The organism is Chitinophaga sancti (assembly GCF_034087045.1).
Classification (GTDB): Bacteria; Bacteroidota; Bacteroidia; order Chitinophagales; family Chitinophagaceae; genus Chitinophaga; species Chitinophaga sancti_B.
Genome location: NZ_CP139247.1, coordinates 5,823,041 through 5,849,203 on the forward strand (window position 1 = coordinate 5,823,041; position 26,163 = coordinate 5,849,203).

The window sequence follows — 26,163 nt, forward strand, 5'->3', positions numbered from 1 at the left end:
CATTTTTAAAATAAAAGCAATCCAAAAACACCAGCTAACATGAAAAAAATCTCAATCGTTGCATCAGCACTGTTATTATCTGCAACTGCATTCGCTCAAAACACCTGGACTGTAGACAAAGCGCACAGCAGGCTGGGTTACGGCATTACCCACCTCGGTATCTCTGAAAGCGAAGGTAACTTCAAATCTTACGAAGCTAAGATCACTGCTACTAAAGCAGATTTCTCTGACGCGGTGATCGAAGTAACTGCAGACGTTAACAGCATCAACACTGACAACGAAATGCGCGACAAGCACGTGAAGAGCCCAGATTTCTTCGACGCTGAGAAATTCGGTAACCTGACTTTCAAGAGCACTTCTATCAAGAAAGCAAGCGGTAAGACTTTCAAAGTAACCGGCGACCTGACCCTGCACGGTGTAACTAAACCAGTAACCCTGGATCTGACCATCAACGGTACTACTACTAACCCAATGAGCAAAAAAGAAGAAGTAGGTATCAAAGTAACCGGTACTTTCAAACGTACTGATTTCGGTATCGGCGCTTCTATGCCAACTCAGATGCTGAGCGACGAAGTTGTACTGAAAGCTAACGGCGAATTCGTAAAAGAATAGGTTAAACAACGGCAATGAAAAGATTAATCATATTTTCAGGAACACTGCTGCTGGCGGCAGCAGTGTTTGCCTTTAATATCGTATCTCCCCTGTGGAAAATCACCGAAAAGTACAATGTAGCATTTAGCAGCAATGAAGTAGGTGGCATCTTCAAGAGCTTTAAAGGCACCATCAATTTTGATGAGGCGAATCTGGCAGTTTCTAACTTTGATGTAACTGTAGATGTGGCTTCTATCCAGACTGGTAATGCATTGCAGAACAAGCATGCCAAGAGCGATGAGTGGTTTGATGCAGCGAAGTTCCCAGTAATGCACTATGTATCAAAGAAAATTGTGAAAGCGGGTGCTGGTTACCAGGTAACCGGCGATCTGGAGATCCATGGTGTGAAAAAGGAATTTACTATTCCTTTCAATTTCGTGAGAAAAGGAAACGCAGCTACCTTCAATGGTACCTTTAATGTAAACAGGAATGATTTCCATATTGGTAAACCAGGTGGAGATGTTGCCGACGTCATTAAAGTAGTGCTGGCGGTGCCTGTTACGAAGTAATTTATAAATTGAATTTATGCTGAAGAAATTATTAATATTAGCGGTAGTTTCAGGTATATTGGCAGCAGTGGCGTGTTTGGTGTATCAAAAGGTATATACAGAGTCACTGGGTGACGGGTTTAAAAATATTATTTCCCTGCAAAAGATATTTGCAGCCTGTATAGGTGCGAATATTGTGGCAGCGATTGGGTATTTTTTACTGAGCAAGGTACTGAAAGGTCATACAGAAGCGGTGTTTAATATTTTATATGCAGTGATAACAATTGCAACCATTGTGTATCCGATCGGGTATAAACTGCCTTTGGATGTTGAGATGCCGGAATTGTTTCCGGGATTGGCGATTCCAATGCACTTTTTCCCTGTGTTGGGATGGATGACGTTGAAGCCGTTATTTGCTAAGAATATTTAAATTAAATCCGCCCCCCGGAATTGGAGGGGGCGGATTTAATTTATACAAATGCGCTGAAGCCGGTTATGGCTCTGCCTACTATCAGAGAGTTGATTTCTTTTGTTCCTTCATAAGAATAGATAGCCTCCGCATCTGCTACAAAGCGGGCTACATTATATTCCAACAGTATACCGTTCCCTCCCATTACTTCTCTTGCCCTGCTCACAATATCCCTGGTACGAAGCGAACAGAATACCTTTGCGATAGATGCATGTTCATCATCCAGTAATCCCTGATCCTGTAGCTGAGATAACCTGAACGTCATGGTTTGCATAGCCGTGAGGTTCGAGAGCATTTCTACAAGATGGTTTTGTATTAACTGGAAACTGGCGATTGGTTTGCCGAATTGTTTACGCTGACGGGTATAGGTCAGGGCATTTTCATAGGCTCCTCTGGCACAGCCTACGGCTAACCAGGCTACACCTGCTCTTGTCATTTGCAGCACCTTTGCAGTATCTTTAAAGGAGTTTGCATGAGCGAGGCGATCGCTTTCGGCAACTTCGCAGTCCTGTAAGGTGATGATACCATTTTGTACAATGCGGAGGGCCATTTTATCATGCATCTTCTCTACACTGAAACCGGGTGTCCCTTTACGTAACAGGAAACCTTTTACCTGATTATCATCCACATCTCTTGCCCATATAACCAATACATCGGCAAAGGTGGCATTGCCAATCCATTTCTTCTGACCATTTAAGACCCATTTGTCTCCTACCCTTTTAGCCGTGGTCGTCAGGCCTCCAGCGGCACCGGAACCGACTTCGGGTTCTGTGAGACCAAAGGCGCCGATGATCTTTAATTGTTCCATACCAGGCAGCCATTCTTTCTTTTGTGCTTCAGAACCGAGGGCATGAATGGACCCCATGGCTAAACCGTTTTGAACACCAAAGAAGGTGGCAATGGAGCAGTCTACCCGTGCCATCTCCATTGCAATGATTCCTTCCATTACAAAGGAGTACTCGCCCCTGAAGGTGCCACCGCAAATATTTAATGCTGCAAGTTTGGGTATAATCTCAAAGGGGAATTCAGCTTTGAACCAGTATTCGTTTACGATAGGCTGAATTTCCGTTTCCATAAAATGACGAACTTTCAGTTGCAGGGCGCGTTCTTCTTCTGTGAGCATACCGGCAAGGTCGTAGAAGTCCCCGTTTACGGGAGGAAGTTCTTTCTTATGGCCGCTACCGCTGGTGAGCATTTTCATTAATCCGGTTAGCTGCTGGTCATTCATTTTGCCTACTGCGGCCATTACTTTTGGCAGGTCCACTTTTTCGGCGATATGGCCAAGCTGTTCGAAATCAATGCTTTTGAGTAAGTGGAATGCCTGTCTGATGGTGGAAAATTTCACTGCCATATGGGAAGGTTTTTTATAAATATAAGAAAATCCTCAGCTAGCTTTTAAAAGCCGGCTGAGGATCAGGCTATCTAAAGAATTGATAGCCTAAACAATTGAAAATAATGATCTGACTGAAATTACTGCAACCAGTTCGAAACTTATTCCGGACAAACGGTTTGATTAAACAATTGAAAACAACAACTTCGCTGGCACTTCTGCCGTCAGTTGTACGTGCTTAATCTTTTCTTCTATCAATTCTTCAATTTTCTTTTTCCCAAACATATTGTAAGGAAATCGTAACGTGATTTTGAATTTAATAGCTGGTTCATCGTCCTGCAACCTGTAACCAAAACGGATGTCTTTAATTTTTTCCTTCCCTACCAAATTGGTAAGGAACTGAGCAATTTCAGATGGATGATCTAAAGTGGTGCGTTGTTCCATGTCTGGCTAAATTTGGGGCGTAACCACGCCTGGTTTTTTTCAATAAATACGAAGTCTACGCTTCAAAGGGTGGGAATTAGGACTGGGTCTAACGGAAACAATGTGTCACTTTAATCACAAAACCGGTACATTTGCGTGCAATGCACAATACCTACTAAGTTTAAAGACGCGATTGAAAGTTTTATAATAACCTTATCAGGATTTTACCTCGTCAAATTTAGATGAAAATATATTTATTCACCGCGATCGAACAGGCATTTAAAAAAGACTTTTATCAGCAGATCCGGTATCAGAATATTCGGGTAACTGGCATTACTGCCACGATTGTATTGTTTACCACGCTTATTACCCACATTCTTACGCTGACCTTGCCGGCGAGCAATTCCCTGCCTGTGGGACAACAGCATCAACTGATTATTATCCAGCGGTTCCTGCTTATAAGTTCAGCGGTGATTGCTTTGGCTATCTACCTGATCCGTAGCAAGTTAAATAAATTTCAGCAAAATCGATACCATTTCCTTGTCATTCTCTTTGCCCTGTGTTTTATTGGGAGTTGTATGGGACTGACATTCGTTTCGCAACACAATCCTAAGAACACGATGACCATGATGCTGATAGGTTTCCTGGTCATAGCTATGGTACAGGTATTTTCATTCAGGCAACTCATCACCATTTGCCTGGTTACGGGGACTACCTTTTCCCTCTTTTTTCATCTCTTCCAGGTGAACAAGGTAGCGCTGGTAGGTAATATGATTATATTCTGGCTTATGATGTGTGCATTTCTTGTGGTTTCCAGACTCTTATATTCTTACCATGCCAATTATTTTATAAAGATCAAAACTATTGAGGAGAAAAATGAGGAGATAGCGGCCGCTAATAAACTGAAGACAGAAATTCTGGGGATTGTAGCGCATGACCTGCGTAGCCCTATTTCGGGCATTCGTTCTGTGCTGCACCTGATGCAGGAGTACCCTTTTACCCCTGAGCAGGAGAATAAATACCTGGCCTGGATCAGCGAGGCTTGCGGTACAGCGGACCAGATTATCGAGGAACTGCTCACAGCCGCAAGACAATCAGATGAAAACAAACTACAAACTAATTATATTTCCCTGAATGACTGGCTGGTGAATGTGCGTGACAACTGGCAACAACAAGTCAGGCACCAACAGCGGGTTTTGCTGGAGTTGCCCCAGGGAGAGATAAAGGCACATATTCATACCGGTAAACTACAGCGGGTGGTAGATAACCTGCTACACAATGCTTTGAAGTTTACACCTGATGGAGGGGATATAACCCTTGGTATGCGGCCGCATCGTGGAGGTGTGCGGATCTCTGTGGCTGATACAGGTATAGGTATCCCGGAGGAGATGCTACCTAATATCTTCGACCGGTTTACTTCAGCCCGGCGGAAGGGACTTCATCATGAACCTTCCACCGGACTTGGGTTGCATATCTGCAAGCAGCTGGTGCAGCAACACGGTGGTAATATCTACGTTTCATCACAAGAGAATAAAGGTACTGTCTTTAATATCGACCTGCCTTATACAGTGTTGTAAAGTGTTGTTGTTAACATAGACCTTAGTTACCCCCTGGATAAGGTTCCGCCTTTAAACACTACACACTGTTGTAAGCTCATGGATAAGATGTGGCGCCATTTCCACGGTCTTCCACATGTACCACCTCCAAAATGCGCGTTGCAATAGCATTAACCAGTTGCGGATCTGCTGCATAATCTGGATTTGGCTGTAAATCTCCGTTTACCTGCAGTAAATAATCGATGGAATGTTCGTCATCCAGCACCGCTTTGTAGTGCTCGATTCCTCTTGATTCATGCGGCATTACCACTACAATGTAGTTGCTGCCTTTCAGGTCAAAGTCCAAGGTAAAATCTTTCATATGGCATCACTTTTAAAATGCAATACGCAAAATTGTCCATACAGCGTAATAGGTAATAGTTGTAGATTGTCTGCTGTTTTTTTTGCGTTACCTAAATATAACAAAATTAAGGCCACGGAGTTGCAGAAATTCTATAAGTGATTAGTCTTCTTTTCCACCTTTTTCTCCTGTGAACCAATGTTCCTTTTGCTTAAAGAGCACATTGAAGGTGGTCAGAGAGCCGTATATGCGGGTAATATATTGTTGCATATTAACTTTGTCTTCGTCGGAGAGCTGTTTATGGCTGTTTATTTGTTGCTCGAGTACCCGGAGACGATCTCTTACCATCACGATTTTATGAAAAAATACTTCTATGGGTAGTTCTTTTGGTTTCAACGAAGCATCCTTTGGTTGAAGAAGGAGAGTGCCCCCTTCCCACCTGTCGCCAAGAGGGATGATCTCGTTCGGTTCACCCCAGAGACGGAGGATCTTTAATAAAGAAGTTTCGACGGCGGAGGTAGTTTCCACTTCGATAGATTGGTTTTCTATGTGGAGGATTTCGAAAAGCGGATCAGTTTTGTCCACTTCGATAACGCCCTGGTCCATAAAGGTGACTACGTATTGTGCATATTTGACACCGATAATGACGCCAGGACCGTGTTTAGCGTGTTGTACTCTCGAACCTTTGCCGGCGATTAATTCTTCCATCTGTGTTGGTTTTTTACAAGGTATTGAAAAAGTGTAAGTTATCCCAATTCGACCATCGCCTTTATCACACCTGTCTTTGGATCTAACCAGCTGTTAAACTTATCTTTTACGGCTTCGAACTTTACCCTGTGTGTAATATAAGTTACCGGATCTACTTCCCCACTCTTCATATTCTGCACCACGTGCTCAAAATCTTCTCTTGTTGCATTTCGGCTACTCATCAATGTCGCTTCTCTTTTATGAAATTCCGGGTGGCTCACGCAGATCTCTCCCTTTTGTAAACCCACCAGTACATACCGGGCGCCATGCGCCATATATTGAAAACCGTTATTGATCGCTTTCTGGCTACCGGTAGCATCAATTACAACTGTAGGCATATCGCCGTTAGTAATTTCCTGTAATACGGTCATTACATCTTCGGTAGTTGCATTAATTGTATGAGCGACCTTCAATTTGTCTTTGCAGAATTGCAGACGCCCTTCATTAATATCCATCGCAATGACATGGGCACCGGCAATGCGGGCAAATTCCATGATACCAAGACCAATAGGACCTGCACCGATCACCAGGACGAATTCACCTGGTGTAACACCGGCACGGCGTACGCCATGAGCACCAATGGCGAGGGGTTCCACGAGCGCAAGCGCTTCCATGCCGAGGCCTTCGCCATGTACTAATGAAGAAGAGGGAACGGAAAGGTATTCTGCCATACCACCATCGATGTGTACACCACAAACCTGTATACGGGTACAGCAGTTTGGCTTGCCGCTTCTACAGGCGATGCAGGTACCGCAATTAAAATAGGGGATAAAAGTAACCGCTTCGCCAATGGTAAAACCAGGGGCGTTGTCCGCAGCTACCAGTTCACCGGCTAGTTCATGACCGAGTATACGAGGGTATACAAAGTAAGGTTGAGTTCCTTCAAAAGCGTGGAGGTCTGTGCCACAAATGCCGATACGTTTGATTTTTATAATCGAATGGTTAGGCATTAATGCGGGCATTTCTTTTTGACCATAATCAAATTGACCAGGTGTGGTACAAGTAAGTATTTTTATCATGGTTGTAAAATAAAACAAAAAATCGTGGTTTTACCTTCGGTAAAACCACGATTTTTTGCAGGGGCCACCCCGGCCTGCCACCGGCCTGGTAGAAAGTTTATCCTTCCTTAGGAATATTTACAGTAGCGCTATCGGAATCTTTTTTCTTTGATTTCTTTTTATCGTCTTTCTGATTTTTCTTATTATCATCTTTCTGTTGTTTTTCGTTCGCCTCTTTTGCCGCTTTTTCCTTCTTCCTGAAATACCCTCTCAATAAGAAATTGTGTTTCAACGCCTCCATGTTCTCACTAAATCCTTCTGATCCTTTATGCACCGCTCTCATTGTTTTCTTCGCCTCATTCACAGTACCTTCCAGGTCATTGGCCATACTATCACTATACAACAATCTGCCTATACTTCCCTTGCCCTGATTCACCTGTGTAGCAATGCCTGCCAACTGACCGGTAATTACTTCTGCATTGTAAGCTACGCCGGAAAGTCTGTCCAGCACTTTATCAAACTGCATCGGATCCACTGCATTAATTGTCTCCCCATCTTTGACTGGTACATTAGACGCCGTGCCGGAACTAATTGCCACCAGCTTATCTCCCATCAAACCATCAGAACTGATACTTGCCACCGCCCCTTTCTTAATAAAAGGCTGTACTTTTTTCTGCACGATCAAAGTTACCCTGGCAGTAGAGTCGGACAAAATATCGATATTATCAACAGTACCCACATCAATACCTACAAACCGGATATTATTTCCCACCTGTAACCCACCTACGTTTTTGAAGGTACCATATAAGGTGATCGTACTCCTGAACATATTTTTATTTCTGCCAATAAGGAAAATACCAACCAGTAACAACAGGATGGTGACCGATGTAAATATACCAACCTTCACTTTCTGAGATGTCTTGTCGCGCATACAGTATTATTTGAAAAAGTTATTAATGAGATCATCCTCCGATTTTGCCAGCTCGTCGTACGTGCCTGTGGCTATATATTCTCCATCATTCATTACCACGATCCTGTCTGCTGTAATTCTTGCACAAGGCATATCGTGGGTGATAATGATGGACGAAGTATCATATTTTTCCTGCAGGGTCACGATCAGCTCACTGATCTCCCTTGCAGTAATAGGATCAAGTCCGGTAGTAGGTTCGTCATACAGCATAATTTGGGGCCGCAGAATCAATGTCCTGGCTAATCCTACTCTTTTTCGCATACCTCCGGACAGGTCAGATGGATATTTATCAATGGACGCTGTTAATCCAACACTGTCCAATGCCTCTTCTACCCTTTTCGTCAGTTCTGCCTTATCTTTTATCTGCAAAACATGGGTGAGTGGAAATTCCAGGTTTTCTCTTACCGTCATAGAATCATACAAAGCACCACTCTGGAAAAGGAACCCAATCTTTTTTCTGATTTCTTTTAGTTCATCTTCATTTAAGGTTGGGATCTCTTTTCCCAACACTTCCAGTTTGCCTTCATCAGGTTCCAGCAACCCTGCTATACATTGAATGGTTACAGACTTACCCTGCCCTGAACGGCCCAGTACTACTATATTCTCACCTTTGTGTAGTTCGAGGTTAATGTCTTTCAGCACCTCATTTTCTCCAAATGATTTCTTCAGGTGCTCTATGCGAATCACAACTTCATCCATAATTAATAATATAACAGGTTAGTGATCTGTACTGCAATCGCATCTAATAAAATAATCCAGAGAGAAGCTGTTACCACTGCTGAATTAGCGGCCAGACCTACGCTTTCAGTACCTCTGCTGGCATGATATCCTTTGTAACAACCTACAAATCCAATGGCAAATCCGAAAAAGAATGTCTTCACCACAGCCGGTATCACATCACTGAATTCCAGTGCGGCAAAGGCTTTTCGAAAAAAGAGCGTACCGCTTACATGTCCCTGGGTATTTACGCCCAGCCACCCTCCTACAAACGCCAGTGCATCAGCCATGACCGTGAGTAAAGGTACCATGAGCGTACACGCCAGAATACGGGTTACTACCAGGTATTGAATGGGGTTCGCACTGGACACTTCCATGGCATCGATCTGCTCCGTCACTTTCATACTCCCCAGCTCTGCTCCTATACTGGAAGCGATCTTGCCGGTACAGATCAGGGCAATGATCATAGGCCCTATTTCGCGTACAATGGAGATGGCTACCATACCTGGTACAAAGCTCTCTGCACCAAATTGTTTCATGGTAGGCTGGGTTTGCAGGGTCAACACAAATCCGATAATAAAACCGGATACCGCTACCAGGGAAATAGATTTAACGCCGACTATATAACATTGATGGAGAAATTCATTCCATTCGAAGCCATTTCGAAAAATATTCCGGCCAAACTGGGTGGCAAAAGCGACCTGCTCTCCCACCGCGGCCATATATCTATTTAAGGATGAAGTAATTGCACTTGCCATAATCGTTCGCATTAGTTCTGATGATGCTGCTACTGTAAATAGATGTAATTTCATGCCACCCTTTTTTATTGGTTTTTAGTGATAAAATGGCTGGTAAATGGGTATTATTTTACACAATTGTTGGGGGGACGAGTGGGATGACCGCCGCAGAGCAGGGTGATCACTTCATTTTTTTAATATTTTTGGGACTATCATGAGAAATAGAAAATGGCAGCTTTTTATTTTAATGCTCCTGCTACTGGTACAGTGTACTTCTAAAAAGCATAATTATGCGGAGGAGATCCCTGATCCTATGAAGAAGGGAGGGTATGTAAGCAATCCGGATCATATCATTTCAGACAATACCACGGCGGCGCTGAACGACCTGCTGGGCAAACTGGATCAGGCAGGCAAGGCGCAGGTGGCGGTGGTGTTGCTGAATAGTATTGGCAACCAGGCGGTGGAAGATGTATCACATCTTTTATTTACTACCTGGAAACCCGGAAATAAGGAAACGAATAATGGACTGGTGGTACTGCTGGTAAAAGATCAGCACAAGATCCGGTTTGAAACAGGGTATGGACTGGAAGGCGATCTGCCGGATGTAATCTGTTTCCGTATACAGCAGTCCATGATGCTCCCTTATTTTAAAAAGGATAATTATGATGAGGGAATGGAGAAAGGCTTGCAGGCAGTAGCGGATATATTGACAAATTCGGATGGCGTGGTGAATGAAGCGGATAATGGCGATGTCCTGGCCGATACTGCGATTGAGGCAGCTGATGCGGGGGTGAATAGTGTCGTTACAGATGGGGGGGTGAATGACGTAGTTGCAGATAGAGGTGTGAATGGCGTAGTTGCAGATAGAGGTGTGAATGCCGCTGTTGCTGATACGGATGGTGCTGCGGCAACCGAACCTTCTCTGGCAACTGACGCAGCCGAAGCCAATGTTGCCACAGGCAGCGCACCAGATGAATCGCAGGGAGACCCGAATTATTTACTGCAGGACAATGGTATTTCACGTCCCGGTGTAGGCACCATCTTCTTTTATTTCTTTTACCTGATTTTCAGTTTCATCATATTTGGTATACTCAAAGGAGAAAAACACAAAGATGACCTGTACAGAACCACCTGGCTGGCCAAAAGCTTTGTGCTGTTGGCACCCGGTATCGTCATGCTGGTACTCTGTTATGCACTGAACATACCCTATAGTTTCTGGATCACCTTAGGTCTATGCTATCTGACCTGGATCATCTACCTTTCCTACAGGTATACCCTGACGAATGCCCGGGAGAAGAAACGGGAATTTGCTGACAGGCATGCCCGTTATGAGGCACTGGATATAGCACATAAGAACTTGTTATTCACTGCTTTCGTATTCCCTATCCCCTTTCTCGCCTATCATCGCTGGCATTACCAGCGCATGAAAAAACTGCGTTACGAGCCGTATGCCTGCGACACCTGCTCACAGCCAATGACGCTGCTAAACAGAAATAAGAAAAAAGCATTCATGAATCAGATCCAGGCAGCAGAAGAGAAAGTGGGATCGGTCATTTATGATGTATGGTATTGTAAGCACTGTGATACCCACAAAGCTATCGGGTACGACAGTATTTACACCAAGGTAAAAACCTGCCCTAAATGTAATAATAAAACCTTTGAGGAGACACGTACGCAAACCGTCAAAAGAGCAACAGAATATTCAACTGGTGAAGGGATACAATTTTCTGAATGCAGGTACTGTAATTTTGTTGAAAAAAAGACGTTTGTAATACCACGAAAATCGTCATCGGGCTCCTCCTCTTCCTCCTCCGGGTCATCATCCTCTTCATCCAGCGGAAGCTGGGGTGGTGGCTCATCTGGCGGCGGCGGATCCAGCAGCAGTTGGTAAAATTTGACCGATAACTGATTTTGGTCATTGATATATATCAGGATAAATAAATACTTTTGTACTATGAATTCTGAAAAACAACTGAGGAAGGGCCCAACCTGGTGGCATCAATTTGACTTTTTAGGCATGCATTTATTGCCTCTTCTGGCATTTTTCACGCATGTAACTGCATTCGATTGGATTTTATGTGCATTTCTTTATGTAACCAGGATGTTCTTTGTAACCGGTGGTTACCATCGCTATTTTTCACATCGTACATTTAAAACTTCCCGTTGGTTTCAGTTTGTACTTGCGGGTGGTGCGCAGAGTACTTTTCAGAAAGGCGTGTTATGGTGGGGTGCAAATCACAGAATTCACCACAAACACAGCGATACGCCAGAAGATCCGCACTCAGCAAATATTTATGGTTTCTGGTATGCACACATGGGCTGGATTATGGGACCAGAGTACAAACCAACCCGTTTTGACCTGATCAAAGATTTTAAACAACCTGAGCTTTTCTGGCTGAATAAATACCACTGGGTACCAGGTCTGGTATTGATGGTAGTTAGTTACTTCCTGGGTAATAAAATAAATGGTACTGGTTGGTTCGACTGGCATGCTGGTCTGTCCACCCTGTGGATTGGTTTCTTCCTGAGCACAATCCTCGTATACCATGCTACTTTTACCATCAACTCACTGATGCACAAAGTTGGTAAGCCAAGATATGAGACCGGCGATTACTCAAAGAATAGTGTAATCCTGGCACTCCTGACCCTCGGTGAAGGCTGGCATAACAACCACCACTATTACCAGAGTGCAACCAAACAAGGTTTCTATTGGTGGGAAATTGATATTACCTATTACATCATCAGGACATTAGGTGTGTTTGGTATAGTTTGGGATATCAGGGGGGTACCTGAAAAAGTGAAAAATTCTAATTTTTTAAAGGAAAAAAGCAGACAGTTAGAGCCTAGTTTTCCAGCAAATGATTCAGTAGAAGTTAATAAATAAGAGATTAAACAATATTTTAAGAACTCCCGTCTGACCAGGCGGGAGTTTTTTTATGCTTTCTAAGACTAAACATCTGATGTTTGAATAAAACATCCTACCTTTGTCAAACATCAGACGTTTAAGAAAGATGGCAAATTCAATCAAACTGGCCGATAAGGTCATCTACCAATTGCAACAGGACATTTCGCTGGGGAAATATAAACCCGGTGAGTTAATTCCCCCGGAACCCGTACTCATGGAGCTATTCAATGTAGGCCGGTCCACCATCAGGGAAGCGATCAAAACACTTTCCAACGCGGGGATCCTGCGGGTACAACAAGGGGCAGGCACCTTTGTGAGCAGTACAGAGAACAATGAATCACTGGATAAGCGTCTTCGCCGTGCTGCCAGGATGGAAGTAAACCAGGTGAGGTCGCTACTGGAAATTGAGATTGCCAGATTGGCTACCCTATTCAGGGATGATCAGGACCTCAGCTATATTAGCGCCGCCCTGAACGACAGGTGGCAGGCCATTCAATCAGAAAATTACGAAGCTGCTGCTGATGCAGATATCCGGTTTCATAAATCGATTGCCCAGGCCTCTCACAACAGTGTGCTCGCTGACTTATACCAGACATTTACAGGGGTAATCAGGGAATCGTTTTCACAGCGGGAGAAACCGCATGTACAACAGTTCCAACAAACGCACCAGCTACATGCTGACCTGCTGAATGCTATCAAAAATCAGGATATCGCTGCCGCAACCAGGGTTGTGACCCAAATCCTGGAAACGAACTTCTAAACTTATTGTCATGTCGATACTATTATTTTCACTTATCCTGCTTGTCGGCGCATTTATGGCTGGCATGCTCGGTTCTCTTACCGGCCTTGGAGGAGGCGTGGTCCTCATTCCATTACTAACGATTGTATTTCATGTAGACATCCGCTATGCAATCGGTGCGTCGCTGGTAGCCTCTATCGCTAACTCATCGGGCGCTGCGGCGGCTTATATCAAGGAAGGAATCACGAACGTACGTATTGGTATGTTCCTCGAAATTGCCACGACTACCGGTGCGATTATCGGGGCATTATTAGCTATTTACACACCGACTTCGGTGGTAGCGGTCCTCTTCGGTGTGGTACTGCTTTTCAGCGCAGCAATGACCATCCGTAAAAAGAATGAGCATGGCGATAATACCAGCAACAGCAAACTGGCGAGCATTCTCAAACTAAATAACTCTTATCCGGTGAATGGCGAAATGGTGCCTTACAAAGTACGTGGTGTAGGTGGAGGGTATGCCCTCATGACCCTTGCAGGTATTGTATCAGGGCTGTTGGGGATTGGTTCCGGTGCTTTGAAAGTATTAGCGATGGACAATGTGATGCGTATTCCGTTTAAAGTATCTACTACAACCAGCAACTTCATGATCGGTGTCACAGCTGCAGCGAGTGCCGTGGTGTATTTGCAAAGAGGTTATATCGATCCGGGTATTGCCATGCCGGTCGTATTGGGGGTACTGGCAGGTGCATTTGGTGGCTCCAGACTGCTGATGAAAATGGACGTAAAGAAACTGAGACTGCTCTTTAGCATAGTGATCAGCGCACTCGCCATACAGATGATCTATAATGGTTTAACAGGTAAATTGTAAGATGATGAAACAGTTATTTTCAAAAGAATTCTGGCAGGAAAGAGATGTGGAGATGTTTATCGGAAAACAATTACGTTGGGGTGTGATCACATCCAGCATCATTGCATTCATTGGTGGTATTATCTATTTATCCAGCCATGGTGGCGGTATGCCGCAGTATCATGTATTCAATGGTGCGCCTCAGTATGTAAGACATTTACCGGGTATTTTTCATGGGGTAGCACGCGGCGATGGAATGGCGATTATACAGTTGGGCGTTGTGGTATTGTTAGCAACACCTATCACCCGTATTGCATTTTCTGTCATCGCATTTGCGATGGAAAAAGATAAACTCTATGTGGTGATCACCTTAATTGTTCTGAGCATTATTATATTCAGCATATTCAGCGGACTGGGAGGTTGATACTCCCAGCCCTGCTGGTTTTTAGCTCTTTCTTTCATAATGTAGCAGCATGTTCATAGCATCACTGAATGACCCTGCTCTCACGATCTCTCCTGCGTTGATAAAGAAGATCTCGTCTGCATTTTCAATCGTATTCAATCTATGTGCAATGATCACACGCGTAGTATGCGAAGGCAATTTCTGTAAGATCTCTTCCAGCAATTGTTCAGTGACAGTATCGATATTGGCAGTTGCTTCGTCCAATACTAATAATTCAGGTTCTCTGAGCACCGCACGCATAAAGGCGATCAGTTGTTTCTGACCCAGGCTCAGGCTATCCCCGCTACTCAGCACAGGCGTTGCCAATCCGCCATCAAAGCGGGTAAGTAAAGTATCTAAACCCGTAGTACGAATCACTTCCTGCAACTGGTCAAGGCTATAATTCCCGTACTTTTTATTACCGTAAATGATATTCTCATAAATATTGCCGGTAAATAAAAACGGTTCCTGCAGGATAAAACCAATCTTCTGCGTACGTTCTTCATCCGTAAAGCTGCGGATATCTTTGCCATCCAGAAGCACCGTACCTCCTGTGGGATCAAACAACCTTGCAATCAAAGATGCGGTGGTCGTTTTACCACCACCGGTTGGCCCTACCAAAGCATATGTTTTGCCGCGTTCCATTTCGAAACTGATATGATGGAGAATGTCTTTTCCATCAGGATAATGAAAGTTCACATCTTTGAATGCGAGCAAGGGTGCGTTGCCATTCGTATTTGCAGCAGGAATTACATGCAGATCAGACTCCATGTTCAGGATGTGTGAAATCCTGTCCCAGCCTGCCATTGCCACCTGGAAGTTGGTATACAAAATAGCAAACTGACGCATGGGGTTGTAGAAGTAAGTACAGTATGACAGGTAACTGATGAGCAAACCAATGGTAAACTCATGTTGGGAGATCAGGTAAATACCATATGCCAGTACAGCCAGTTGGGCGAGGTTTGCACAAAGGCTGAATAAAGGCATGAAGAAGTTATTGACCAGACCTGCTGTCACAGCGGTTTTGTATTGTTCTTTATTTGCAATATCAAAACGCTTCCGGAAATAATCCCTGCGATTAAAGGCAATGATCACTTTGAAATTGTTCAGGCTTTCCTGGATTTCAGCACTCATGCCACCGGTGCTCTTCATGTTTTCCGCGTTCTTCTTTTTAACGATCGGGCCGGTAATCTTTGTTATGATCAGTAATAAAATGGCTGGTGCAATTGCAGCGATACCCAGCGTAAAATGAATACTGAGCAGGAAGATGGAGGCCCCGATCATAGAAGCAAAACCACTGATAAATTGTACCAGGGATTGTGCAAAGAACTGGTTCAGCTTGTCAGTATCATTATTGATACGGGATATGAGATCGCCGGCTTTGTTCTGATTAAAAAATGCAATCGGCAATGCTTGCAGGCGGCTGAACACATCATTGCGTAGACGGTACAGGATATTCTGACCTACTTTTCCCATCAGGCTCGTCTGAAAGTAGCTGGCAGTGAGAGAAATGAGGAATATACCAAAGAGGATACCTGAAAATAACAGTACCCCGTCGAAGTCTTTATGTGTAACGTAAACGTCGATCGTATGCCCTATCAGGATAGGGATGGACAGGTTCATGGAAGTACTGATCAGGATGGCAACGAGTGCCCCTAACAGTGTGCTCCGGTCTGGCCGCAGATAAGGTAAAAAGTTCTTGAGCGCTGTACCGGTCTTCGTTTCCTGACCGGCAGCCAGTTTATTCAGGTTGTAGCTCATAGTTGCTGGTACTGCGTTGAGAGTTATAGATCTGCACATATTCAGGACAGGATTGCATCAGTTCATTGTGCGTACCGATTGCAATGATCTCTCCTTCCATCAGCAGGATGATCTGATCAAAGTGCACAGCAGAGGCGATCTTTTGTGTTACGGAGATCAGGGTCAGGTCAGGATAATTTTGCTGCACATTTTGCAGAATGAGCTGTTCAGTATTTGGGTCTACCCTGGCTGTGAAGTCGTCCAGCAACAAAATCGTAGGATTGATGGCGAGGGCTCTTGCCAGCATCAGTCGTTGTTTCTGGCCACCGGAAAGGCTGGTACCACGTTCAGAAACGATGGTTTCTATGCCTTCGGGGAGGGTAGTGATAAAGTCTTTGAGTTCAGCGGTGGAAATGGCTTTTTCCATCAGGGCATCGCTGACAGTTTCATTGAAAGCGATGTTTTCTTTTAAACTCATATTGAACAGGATACTATCCTGGAATACGAGACCTATTTGTTGTAATAGTCGTTCTTTATCGTAATCTTTCAGGTCGGTGCCATCGTAGGTCACCTTCCCACCATCGGGGTTCAGCAGGCCTACAAGTATATTGAGCAGCTGTGTTTTTCCGGCGGCAGTTGGGCCAATGATGGCAGTGCGGGTACCTGCTTTCACGCTGAAAGAGATATCTTTTAAAACGGGCTTGCCTGCCAGTGTGAGGTTTACATTTTCCATCGCAATATCGCCATCTATGGTACGCTGTATAGTGCCGGTATCGACAGCATCCGGAGCGTAGAGTACTTCGGCAATACGGGAATAGGAGGCGGCAGATTGAGCGATCAGGCCACTCATGAAGCCGATCACTACAATCGGGAAGATGAGGATGGCTACATAGCTGTTATACGCCGCTAATTCACCTAAGGACATGCTGCCATTGATCACATAGTGGCCACCCAGCATAAGAATCGCCAGCAGGGACATATTTGCCATAAAAGAGATGACAGGTACCAGACCGGCAAAGAGTCGGACTACGGCCATGCCAAGCGTTTTGGATTCGCTGTTTGGAGAAATAAAGCGGTCGTATTCCTGTTGCTGAGCATTGAGAACGCGGATGAGGGCAGCGCCCATCACGCTTTCGTTGATAATTTTATTGAGGCGGTCGATGACTTCCTTACTTTTTTTGAAGATGGCGCGCACTTTATTTAATACCATGTAAAAGGCGAGGCCAATGACAGGGATGATGGTGATGACGCAGAGACCCAGTTTCCAGTTCATGACGAGTAGCAGGGTGCTGGCGCCGATGATGATAAAAAGGGAGGAAGATACGGACACAATACCTTGCGACACGAACAGTTTTACTGTGTCAATATCGGTGGTGAGGTTGGTCAATAGCTTGGAGGGGTTGGCGGCCTGGATGGCGGCGTATTGCTGGCGGGATATTTTATCGGCCAGTTTGGTACGTTGTTCGCTGGCTACCTTCTCAGAGGTGTAAGTTTGAATAATGCTCTGGAGGTAGGTAAAAATAAAAATGAAAGCGGCGGCGAGCACGAATTCGGTGACCAGTCCGGACATGTCCAGGTGGCCATTTGTATAGGCGTCGATACCCCTGGAGATGAGCCATGGCAGGACCAGGTTCAGGCCATTGCTGAGCAGGGCAAGGAAGATCAGGAGGGTGACCATACCTTTATAGGGCGTCAGGATGGAGGTGATACCAGGAAGGGCCGGTGCTTTGGAAGCAGGTGGGCTTGTTTTTTTCCTCATAAATGATTGTAATAGTAATAAGTTGCCATAACGGTGCGTCAGTGGCAGCGGCTAAATTACACCAAATTGATAGACGAAGGAGTGGTTGGGATATTTTATAACACTTGATAAAAATTTTGGGATTTTTTTCGGGGGGGATGGAAGGTTTTGCAGGGTGGTTTGCGGGGAAGGTTTTGTGGGGGGTGCGGGGAAGGTTTTGTGGGGTGGTTTGCGGTGAAGGTTTTGCAGGGTGGTTTGCGGTGAAGGTTTTGCAGGGTGGTTTGCGGGGAAGGTTTTGTGGGGTGGATTGCGGGGAAGGTTTTGTGGGTGGTTTGCGCGGAAGGTTTTGTGGAGTGGTTTGCGGGGAAGGTTTTGTGGGTGGTTTGCGGGGAAGGTTTTGTGGGGTGGTTTGCGGGGAAGGTTTTGCAGGGTGGTTTGCGGGGAAGGTTTTGGTGATAAAAAAAATGCTCCGGGTGTTTTGCCCGGAGCTTTAATTTGACGCGTCCGCGTCACAGTTATTTTTGATGGAGCAACCCAGTTAGGCGATACTAACTGAAGGTTTCCATGAATATACTGTAGATTCCATGAATACCTCCTTTTCTTTGATGAGTTATGAAGTTACGTAATTTTTACATTTCAACAAAGCCCCACTTTTGTGTCATTTTTATACAAAAAAGGTTTCCATTTTTTCAAGGTAAGATTCAATGGGCATGCTATTGCGCAAGGCCACCAGCCCCTGCCCTGACGCACCAACAACAGTTCGGAACTGCTGACTTTGTCTGGTAGCTAGTGCATAGATCACATCTACAATAGTTTGCGGATCGTCCAGCAATTCTGGATCTGTGTGAGACATGAGTGATTTCACTTTATTAGTAATAACATCATAGTCTGTGATGGCAGGATTTTCATTCCAGATAACAGAATCCTTGAAGTTATTTCCTGCGGATCCCCCCTGCTCTACCAATCTTAATTCTATGCCCAGTGGTTTTAATTCATAATACAATCCTTCAATCAGGCCTTCCAGGGCGAACTTCGACATATTGTAAAGCGAACCTACAGGCACAGCCGTAGTAACCCCCATGAAAGAACTGATATTGATAAACATACCAGCTTTATTTTCCCGAAAGTGTGGTAGAAAGGATTGAATAACATGGATGGGCCCTTTTACATTCACATTGAATTGCCAGTCGATCGTTTGGCCGGTGGCGAATTCTAATGGGCCATAGGCACCTACGCCTGCATTGTTGATGACTACATCTATTTTACCAAAGGTATTGATGGCTCCATGAGCAGCTTCTTTTACTTCGGTAGGATTTGTGACATCCAATTTGAATAGCTGTATATTTTCTATTTGGGTAAGCTCGGTTTCCTTTTCAGGCGTACGCATAGTAGCTGCTACATTCCATCCATTGGCGGCAAAATAGCGCGCAGTTAACTTGCCGAGGCCAGAGCTGGCACCGGTGATAAATACTGTTTGTTTCATTTCGGAACTTTTGTTCCACAAATATATTCATAACGGAACAAAAGTTCCAAATATTTTTTATCTTTGTTTTATTATGGCAAGAACAAAACAATTTGATGAAGAGGTGGTCCTGGATCAGGCGATGGAGTTTTTCTGGCGGAATGGGTATAATAGCAGCTCACCCCAGGAGATTTTGACTGCGCTGGGATTGAGCAGGTCAAGTTTGTATGATACATTTGGAGATAAGCATACGTTGTTTATTAAAGCATTGAAGAGGTATAGGGAAAAACAAACGGGAGCAGTGATTGCAATGCTGAATACAAGTACAAATGTAATGGAGACGATAAAGGAATTGTTAGAGGCGACTAAAAAAGGATGTGTTGAAGGTGGTATTAGAGGGTGCCTGATGGTGAATTCTAAAATAGAATCAGGGATGAGTGATGACCTGGTGGCGGAAATTGTGACAGAAAACAGGTTAGCACAGGAGGAGGCATTTGCAAAAGCGATAAAGAAGGGTCAGGAAATGGGAGTGATTAATAAAAAGCAATCACCTAAGGCGTATGCAAGGTTTGTGATTAATACTTTATGGGGATTGAGTACATATGCGAAGATACCGGAGGCTGATAAGAAGGGGTTTGATGATGTGATTAAGGTGACAATACAAATTTTGGGATAAAAAGAGGCGCTTTTACTTTTTGTAAATTCGGTAAAAGCGCCTCCATTTTGTAATCAATTATTAAAAGGAGGTATTAATAGTGAGCTCCTTCCATTCATTGATCTCATCAAGGATGCTTTGCAACTTGTTTGGTACCATTTCTGCTGCATCTTTACCAAGTAAGAAATTCAATGGCGGATTATCACTCTTTGCCATTTCAATAATAGCTGCTACTCCTTTTTCAGGATCGCCGGGTTGCTTACCATCGAGGTTTGCATGCCATTGAATAGAATCCTTTACAGACTGGTATTTGCTTTCTGTTACACTCAGATCAGCACCCAGGAAGTTGGTTCTGAAATAACCCGGCAATACAACGGTGGCTTTCACACCAAAATCCCTGATCTCTTCACGCAGACCTTCTGTCAATCCTACTACCGCGAATTTAGTAGAACAGTAGATCGCCCATCCGGGGAAACCTCCGAGCATACCTGCTACAGACGCGATATTGATGATATGACCTGAGCGTTGCTCACGCAAATGCGGCATTACCTGCCTGATTACATTCAATAAGCCAAAGACGTTTATATTGAAATTTTCTCTGGCGTCTTTATCACTTACTTCTTCTAATGCACCTACCTGACCGTATCCGGCATTGTTTACGACTACATCTATTTTACCAAATGTGCTGATTGTCTTTTCTATTGCGGCCTTTACACTTTCTTCTGAAGTAAGTGATACCGTTAGCGGCAGGAAATCATTCCCTGAAAATTCGACTAAGGAAGCTGCATCACGTGAGGTGGCTGCTACTTTATAACCTTGTGCTAATAACTGGGAGACTAAGATGCGGCCAAAACCTTTGGAGGCACCTGTTACAAACCATACTTTATTCATAATTAATAATCGGCTAATTGTGTTAAAAGTTCGGGGGATTTGAAAGCGGATGTCAATAATCGGTTGACTTTGATAATGATTCAGTGGCTTTGATAGCTGGTATCAATAATCAGTCGACTTTGTTAAGGATTCAGTGGCTTTGAAAGCAAGTATCAATAATCAGTCGACTTTGTTAAGGATTCAGTGGCTTTGAAAGCAGCTGTCAATTGTTCCATCTTATCCAGGCCCCGCTGATAAGCATCACTGCCTAATAAAAGGTACACTGGTGGTTCCGGCATATCTACTAACTGTATCATTGTTGCCGCAGCCTTTTCCGGATCACCTGCCTGCTCTCCATCCATGCTTGCATATTTTGCATGAGAATTCCGGATCGCAGTATAATCAGCAATTGGGGTATCTGTCATGACTAATGACTCAGCAGTGAGGAAACTGGTGCGGAATGCACCTGGTGCTACAAGAGTAACATGTATGCCGAACTCTTTTACATCTTGTGCCAATACATCTGTCAAACCTGTAATAGCGTATTTAGTGGCTGCATAAACAGACCAACCGGTATTTCCTGTTATACCAGCGATAGAAGATATATTAATGATATGCCCGCTCCTTTTTTGACGCATGAAAGGCAATACATGCCTGATCACATTCAGGGTACCAAACACATTAATATCAAAGCAGGTGCGGGTAACTGCATCAGATAATTCTTCTATACTGCCGCCGATGCCGTAACCCGCATTGTTTACAGCTACATCTATCTGTCCGAATTTGTCAACGGTAGATTGAATAGCGCTTGCTACGCTCCTATCATCAGACAGGTCTACCTCTAAAGGAAGGAAGCTATTATTATCACTACCCACAGCTTCTGCTAAAGCCGCTGCATTACGGGAGGTCGCTGCCACAGATTGACCAGCTGCAAGCAATTGCTTTACCAGACTTAGGCCTAATCCTTTGGAAGCTCCTGTTACAAACCAGGTCTTTTTGTTGTCCATATCTTGCTCGTTTTGATAGGACAAAATTAGATTATGCAGGGTTGCGGATTATTATAAGGTTCAAACCATTGATTACAAAATTCAAACAACAAGGTAAGATGTGGCTAAAAGCATCAATTAGCGAGGTAACGAGTAGACGTAATAATAAGATAATTCTCAAAAATGCTTTTTACAACCGGAAGACGAAACGATTATAATTCTTTAAGATGCTTTATACAACCTGAGAAGAAGACGAAACTAAGGTTATACCTCTTTAAGATGCTTTATTCAACCCGATAAGAAGACGAAACTACAGTTTTATGCCTCTTTAAGATGCCTTATTAAACCCATAAGAAGACGAAACTACAGTTATGCCTCTTAAAGCTGCTTTATACAACCCGATAAGAAGAAGGCGTACTACTCGTATGCTTTTTAAAAAAATTATTAAAGTGTGCCGGTTCCTCAAACCCAAGACTATAACTAATCTCCGCAATATTCCAGTTAGTATGTTTCAGTAGCGCTTTAGCTTCGCCCAGTAAGCGTTCTGCAATATGATCAGTAGTCGTCTTGCCTGTGGTCTCCCGGATGGCCCTGTTCAGGTGATTGACATGTACCGCCAGTTTATCAGCAAAATCCCGGGCAGAACGCAACGTGAACCGTTGGTGAGGGGTTTCGATTGGAAATTGTCTTTCCAACAATTCGGTGAAGATCGCTGTAATGCGGGCATTCGCATCTGTATGCTGGTACAGCATTTCAGATGGCTGCATTTTCAAAGCATAATGAATCATCTCTGTCACATAGTTGCGCAACAGGTCGTACTTATATTTATAGTCAGCATTGATTTCTTCCAGCATCTTTTTGAAAATGGCACTCACATGCTTATCCTGGGTTTTGTTTAGCATGTAGGCAGGTTTACTGCCCGGCGCAAACATAGGAAGTTCATTAATATTAGTACGTAACGATTCTGTGAAGAAGGATTCTTTGAAGATGCAAAAGTAGCCAGACCTTTCATTCTGTAAAGATTCGTATGTATACGGTACATTGGGGTTGAAGAACATTAATGCGGTCCCGTCTGCTTCGATACTTTTATCTGCATAATGATAGACGGTACGGCCCCTGATCAGGCTGATCTTATAAAAATCCCTGCGGGCGTAGTGGATGGGTGTACCACCCTGGCTTAAGATATCTTCTATCCGGAATACATTAAAATGCCCGATATCCTGTTTCAGGTTATCAGGCAGCCAGTTAAATTTATGCTGGTAGAATTCTTCGAGTGTTTCTCTATTTGCCATGGGGCGAAGTTACGAAATTCAAACAGATTTGATGATACTTTGCATCCAGGTGTATTCTGGTAAGGTTGTAATCTTCCCTGTTTATAATATAATAGAAAATGAGCCGCCAATACAGCGGGCTCAATTTTTCTGTGCATCCCTAAAATCTCACACGTTGCCAGTGTTAGCTGTGTATCGTCTGTCAACTTCCAACTACGATCGGGTTCGGGCCTTTTGCCCCAGTACCAGGTTGTTTTGTCATCTTTTAAATTGTCAAACTCCCAGGCACTACACCATGCATCACCAATGGCACCGCCCATAATACAGCCTTTAAATCGATCTGCTATATCCATAGTTTATAATTTCAGACCATCGGTTCAATTTCCGCTGTCAATACGCTAAATCTTCCAAGCATACACTGCCTCCCTTTGCTCAGCAATCCTATAACCTGAGAGCTACTGTTTCACTATTCAAGGACAAAAATCCAATTTTCCCAATAGACCAAATCCGCATTAACGCTCTTTGTCAACCAACACCTACAACCTCGGATCCACCGGTTCACTCTCCAACGCCAACACCCCAAACACACATTGATGTACTTTCGTCAACGGCGCCTTCGCCACAAACCTTTCCAACGCTTCCACCCCAAGTGCAAACTCCTTCTGCGCTAATATACGCTTCGTACTCAACCCCCTCTCTTTCAATCGGGTCAGGTTCTTCTCCAACGTATACTCAGGACCATAAATAATCCGCAAATACTCCCTTCCTCTTACCTTGACAGCCGGCTGCACAAAGAACTTATCATTCATTGTGATGAAGTTATATGGTTTTACAACCATCCCCTCTCCCCCATTATTCGTCATCCCTTCCCACCATTTGATCGCCTCTGCCAAACTGCTATCATCCCCCAATTCAACTACTCTATATTTAGTAGCAATGATAGGATTCCCCTCACCACCTGCAAACGCAGCCAACTGCTCCATATGCCACTCATGATCCTTGTCAAAATAGGTATTGCCTTCTGTCGCCAACAAATGGAACGGCGCCAGCTGGTAATCTTCCATACCATTTACTTCCCAGCAATATTGCCTATAGGCTGTAGCAAACTGATCGACCATCACTGCCCTCTCCCTATACGCTCTCAACAAAGGTAATGCAGCTGGATTAGTAGCTGCTTTTTCCAAACTCGCTACCGCTCCTTCCATCGCATATCTGCCGGCAGCTCCTGTCGCTCCATATTGATTACGAAGTAACTGCTGCGCCTTCAGGTTCCATGGCATGAGCTCACAATCCAGCACCATCCAGTCCGTATTGAAAGCTTCCCAGCCACCACGCGCTGTGATTACATCAGCGATCTTTTTCAGGAAAGCCTGTTCTATGACTTCATCATCAAAAAATACACGACCAGTACGGGTATAGATTATCCCAATACTATCCTCCTGTATACCAAAGCGTCGTTTTACTACTTCCGGATTCTTACACACCACCACTACCGCACGGGATCCCATATGTTTCTCTTCACAAATGACCTTGCTCACCCCCTCGCCTTTAAAATACTTAAACGCCTCACCAGGATGTTCCAGGTAATCAGGCAAAGTACTGGTGGCAGTTGGAGACATTGTAGGTGGCAGGTACACCATCCACTTTGGATTCACACCCCATCGGCTTATGATCTCCAACGCTGATGCGGCATTGCCTTCACGGATCCCGATCCTTTTCATCAACCGGGTGTCCACTAATTGTTTACCAATGACATCACTGATATCAAGTACATTATCATGCTCCTGCTGTAAGCTCAACTCATTCATTGACTCCTGGATCGGCCTTGATGGCACCGCATATTCCTGCGCTGCAGGTACGCTCACCAATTCCTTTTCAGGATAACGCAAAGCCGTAAGACTTCCGCCGAATACACACCCCGAATCTATATCTATTGTATTGTTAAACCATTCAGGACGTATCACTGGCGTATGACCATACACCACAGCTGCTTTACCATTGTAATTAGCCGCCCAGTTATACCGCACCGGCAATCCAAATTCATCTGTTTCGCCGGTGGTCTCACCATACAGACAGAATTCCCTCACCGCCCCGGAACCTCTTCCCTGCATGGTCTCCTTGAGACCCGCATGCGCTACTACCAGGTTACCATGATCGAGGACGTAGTGACTCACCAGTCCATCCAGGAACACTTTTACTTTCTCTATCCATGCTGGATCGGCACCTTCCAGCTGTGCCGCCGTACGTTCCAGTCCATGCTGCAACTGTACATTTTTACCATTCAGGTATTTGAGCAGTTTATTGTCGTGATTACCCGGTACACAGAGTGCCCCCATTTCTGCTGTCGCCTGCATCACCAGTTTCAATACTGCTGGTGAAGCAGGCCCTCTATCGACCAGATCACCAAGGAATACGATCTTTCTACCATTGGTAGCTGTGATGCGAAAAGCTTCTTTATCAACGGTGTGACCAAGGTTCGTGAGCAGTGTACACAGTTCGTCATAACAACCATGTACGTCACCGATTATATCGAAAGGCCCTTCCTCCTGTTTCAGGTCATTGTACAGTGGTTCTCTTATTATTCCGGTAATGCTATCTAACGCTTCCGGGTTACGGAATTCAAAATGCCTTCTGAAACCTTCTTCCCTGATCTTGTGAACACCGCTTTTCAGGGCAACCATCTGGCTCTTGATCACACGGGGCGGCAGGTTCCTGTCGGTACGGGTTCTATTCCTGTCCTGGCATACCCGGTCTGACATATTCAATATGATCGCTACGGGCAATATGTGGTATTCTCTTGCCAGTGCCACCAGTTGCTTTCTGTATTGTGCATTTACATTGGTCGCATCTACTACCGTGAGCAGGCCTCTCTTCAGCCTTTTGGCAATGATGAAGTGCAACAGTTCAAATGCATCTTCAGATATATCGGGTGTATTTTCATCATTGCTGAGCATCAACCTGCAGGCGTCACTGCTGACAATCTCTGAAGGCCGGAACCATTTTTTTGCAAAAGAACTTTTCCCTGATCCTGATGCGCCTACTAATACTACCAGGGAGAGTTCCGGAAAATTTAATGTCATAA

General features: G+C 44.4%; 26 protein-coding genes. 10 read left to right on the plus strand and 16 right to left on the minus strand.

The annotated features are described in order from the left end of the window. The first annotated feature begins 39 nt into the window (after positions 1–39). Genes SIO70_RS23600 through SIO70_RS23610 form a run of 3 tightly spaced genes read left to right on the plus strand, consistent with a single transcriptional unit; the run spans position 40 to position 1,569 of the window. Positions 40–612: a YceI family protein gene (locus SIO70_RS23600; protein ID WP_320574893.1), complete on the plus strand. Its 573-nt coding sequence runs from the start codon at positions 40–42 to the stop codon at positions 610–612. Positions 613–626: 14 nt separating this feature from the next. Continuing rightward, positions 627–1,160 (plus strand): YceI family protein, encoded by a 534-nt coding sequence (locus tag SIO70_RS23605; protein WP_320574895.1) that lies wholly within the window; start codon positions 627–629, stop codon positions 1,158–1,160. Positions 1,161–1,176: 16 nt separating this feature from the next. Continuing rightward, on the plus strand, positions 1,177–1,569 hold the full coding sequence (locus tag SIO70_RS23610) for a hypothetical protein (protein WP_320574896.1): 393 nt from the start codon (positions 1,177–1,179) through the stop codon (positions 1,567–1,569). 40 nt (positions 1,570–1,609) lie between these two features. Here SIO70_RS23610 and SIO70_RS23615 read toward each other — a convergent pair whose 3' ends face one another. Next, positions 1,610–2,959 carry an acyl-CoA dehydrogenase family protein gene (locus SIO70_RS23615; protein ID WP_320574897.1) on the minus strand — a complete coding sequence of 450 codons (1,350 nt, stop codon included), beginning with the start codon at positions 2,957–2,959 and terminating at the stop codon, positions 1,610–1,612. A 162-nt stretch (positions 2,960–3,121) separates the two neighbouring features. After that, positions 3,122–3,382, minus strand: coding sequence for a hypothetical protein (locus SIO70_RS23620; protein WP_320574898.1), 261 nt, complete (start codon positions 3,380–3,382; stop codon positions 3,122–3,124). Positions 3,383–3,603: 221 nt separating this feature from the next. Between SIO70_RS23620 and SIO70_RS23625 the strand changes: the two genes are divergently transcribed. Beyond that, complete coding sequence (locus SIO70_RS23625; protein WP_320574899.1) at positions 3,604–4,938, plus strand: HAMP domain-containing sensor histidine kinase; 1,335 nt, start codon at positions 3,604–3,606, stop codon at positions 4,936–4,938. A gap of 76 nt (positions 4,939–5,014) precedes the next feature. On the opposite strand, the gene SIO70_RS23630 is transcribed toward SIO70_RS23625, so the two are convergent. The 6 genes from SIO70_RS23630 to SIO70_RS23655 all read right to left on the minus strand — a co-directional run bounded on the left by SIO70_RS23630 (position 5,015) and on the right by SIO70_RS23655 (position 9,501). After that, positions 5,015–5,278, minus strand: a complete 264-nt coding sequence (locus SIO70_RS23630; RefSeq protein ID WP_083724621.1) for a hypothetical protein — start codon at positions 5,276–5,278, stop codon at positions 5,015–5,017. Positions 5,279–5,419: 141 nt separating this feature from the next. Further along, the gene (locus tag SIO70_RS23635) at positions 5,420–5,965 is read right to left on the minus strand and encodes a hypothetical protein (RefSeq protein WP_320574900.1); all 546 of its coding nucleotides are present in this window, start codon (positions 5,963–5,965) and stop codon (positions 5,420–5,422) included. Between the two features lie 38 nt (positions 5,966–6,003). Beyond that, positions 6,004–7,023, minus strand: coding sequence for a zinc-binding alcohol dehydrogenase family protein (locus tag SIO70_RS23640; protein WP_320574901.1), 1,020 nt, complete (start codon positions 7,021–7,023; stop codon positions 6,004–6,006). Between the two features lie 97 nt (positions 7,024–7,120). After that, complete coding sequence (locus SIO70_RS23645) at positions 7,121–7,933, minus strand: MlaD family protein (RefSeq protein ID WP_320574902.1); 813 nt, start codon at positions 7,931–7,933, stop codon at positions 7,121–7,123. Positions 7,934–7,939: 6 nt separating this feature from the next. After that, positions 7,940–8,671, minus strand: a complete 732-nt coding sequence (locus tag SIO70_RS23650) for an ABC transporter ATP-binding protein (RefSeq protein WP_320574903.1) — start codon at positions 8,669–8,671, stop codon at positions 7,940–7,942. A 2-nt stretch (positions 8,672–8,673) separates the two neighbouring features. Beyond that, positions 8,674–9,501, minus strand: a complete 828-nt coding sequence (locus tag SIO70_RS23655) for an ABC transporter permease (protein WP_320574904.1) — start codon at positions 9,499–9,501, stop codon at positions 8,674–8,676. 139 nt (positions 9,502–9,640) lie between these two features. Between SIO70_RS23655 and SIO70_RS23660 the strand changes: the two genes are divergently transcribed. The 5 genes from SIO70_RS23660 to SIO70_RS23680 all read left to right on the plus strand — a co-directional run bounded on the left by SIO70_RS23660 (position 9,641) and on the right by SIO70_RS23680 (position 14,341). Beyond that, the gene (locus SIO70_RS23660; RefSeq protein WP_320574905.1) at positions 9,641–11,317 is read left to right on the plus strand and encodes a TPM domain-containing protein; all 1,677 of its coding nucleotides are present in this window, start codon (positions 9,641–9,643) and stop codon (positions 11,315–11,317) included. A 63-nt stretch (positions 11,318–11,380) separates the two neighbouring features. After that, positions 11,381–12,310 carry an acyl-CoA desaturase gene (locus SIO70_RS23665; protein WP_320574906.1) on the plus strand — a complete coding sequence of 310 codons (930 nt, stop codon included), beginning with the start codon at positions 11,381–11,383 and terminating at the stop codon, positions 12,308–12,310. A 100-nt stretch (positions 12,311–12,410) separates the two neighbouring features. Then, positions 12,411–13,091 (plus strand): FadR/GntR family transcriptional regulator, encoded by a 681-nt coding sequence (locus SIO70_RS23670; protein ID WP_320574907.1) that lies wholly within the window; start codon positions 12,411–12,413, stop codon positions 13,089–13,091. 10 nt (positions 13,092–13,101) lie between these two features. Continuing rightward, the gene (locus SIO70_RS23675) at positions 13,102–13,938 is read left to right on the plus strand and encodes a sulfite exporter TauE/SafE family protein (RefSeq protein WP_320574909.1); all 837 of its coding nucleotides are present in this window, start codon (positions 13,102–13,104) and stop codon (positions 13,936–13,938) included. A 1-nt stretch (position 13,939) separates the two neighbouring features. Beyond that, on the plus strand, positions 13,940–14,341 hold the full coding sequence (locus SIO70_RS23680; RefSeq protein WP_320574910.1) for a DUF1634 domain-containing protein: 402 nt from the start codon (positions 13,940–13,942) through the stop codon (positions 14,339–14,341). A gap of 21 nt (positions 14,342–14,362) precedes the next feature. Here the strand turns inward: SIO70_RS23680 and SIO70_RS23685 are convergent, their stop codons facing one another. From SIO70_RS23685 to SIO70_RS23695, 3 genes are all read right to left on the minus strand, one after another. Further along, on the minus strand, positions 14,363–16,159 hold the full coding sequence (locus SIO70_RS23685; RefSeq protein WP_320574911.1) for an ABC transporter ATP-binding protein: 1,797 nt from the start codon (positions 16,157–16,159) through the stop codon (positions 14,363–14,365). After that, positions 16,101–17,858 (minus strand): ABC transporter ATP-binding protein, encoded by a 1,758-nt coding sequence (locus SIO70_RS23690; protein ID WP_320574912.1) that lies wholly within the window; start codon positions 17,856–17,858, stop codon positions 16,101–16,103. Before SIO70_RS23690 ends, SIO70_RS23685 begins: the two co-directional genes overlap by 59 nt. Before the next feature lie 643 nt (positions 17,859–18,501). Continuing rightward, a complete protein-coding gene (locus tag SIO70_RS23695) occupies positions 18,502–19,320 on the minus strand; it encodes an SDR family oxidoreductase (protein WP_320574913.1) in 819 nt (272 codons plus the stop codon). Positions 19,321–19,393: 73 nt separating this feature from the next. Between SIO70_RS23695 and SIO70_RS23700 the strand changes: the two genes are divergently transcribed. Further along, positions 19,394–19,975: a TetR/AcrR family transcriptional regulator gene (locus SIO70_RS23700; protein ID WP_320574915.1), complete on the plus strand. Its 582-nt coding sequence runs from the start codon at positions 19,394–19,396 to the stop codon at positions 19,973–19,975. A 60-nt stretch (positions 19,976–20,035) separates the two neighbouring features. Here the strand turns inward: SIO70_RS23700 and SIO70_RS23705 are convergent, their stop codons facing one another. The 5 genes from SIO70_RS23705 to SIO70_RS23720 all read right to left on the minus strand — a co-directional run bounded on the left by SIO70_RS23705 (position 20,036) and on the right by SIO70_RS23720 (position 26,161). Next, complete coding sequence (locus SIO70_RS23705; protein WP_320574916.1) at positions 20,036–20,845, minus strand: SDR family NAD(P)-dependent oxidoreductase; 810 nt, start codon at positions 20,843–20,845, stop codon at positions 20,036–20,038. Positions 20,846–20,997: 152 nt separating this feature from the next. Then, complete coding sequence (locus SIO70_RS23710) at positions 20,998–21,831, minus strand: SDR family NAD(P)-dependent oxidoreductase (RefSeq protein ID WP_320574918.1); 834 nt, start codon at positions 21,829–21,831, stop codon at positions 20,998–21,000. Positions 21,832–22,199: 368 nt separating this feature from the next. Next, the gene (locus tag SIO70_RS23715; RefSeq protein ID WP_320574919.1) at positions 22,200–23,102 is read right to left on the minus strand and encodes an AraC family transcriptional regulator; all 903 of its coding nucleotides are present in this window, start codon (positions 23,100–23,102) and stop codon (positions 22,200–22,202) included. After that, positions 23,036–23,434 (minus strand): ADP-ribosylglycohydrolase family protein, encoded by a 399-nt coding sequence (locus tag SIO70_RS33495; protein ID WP_414017875.1) that lies wholly within the window; start codon positions 23,432–23,434, stop codon positions 23,036–23,038. Before SIO70_RS33495 ends, SIO70_RS23715 begins: the two co-directional genes overlap by 67 nt. 183 nt (positions 23,435–23,617) lie before the next feature. Beyond that, complete coding sequence (locus SIO70_RS23720; RefSeq protein WP_320574921.1) at positions 23,618–26,161, minus strand: polynucleotide kinase-phosphatase; 2,544 nt, start codon at positions 26,159–26,161, stop codon at positions 23,618–23,620. Positions 26,162–26,163: the final 2 nt, after the last annotated feature.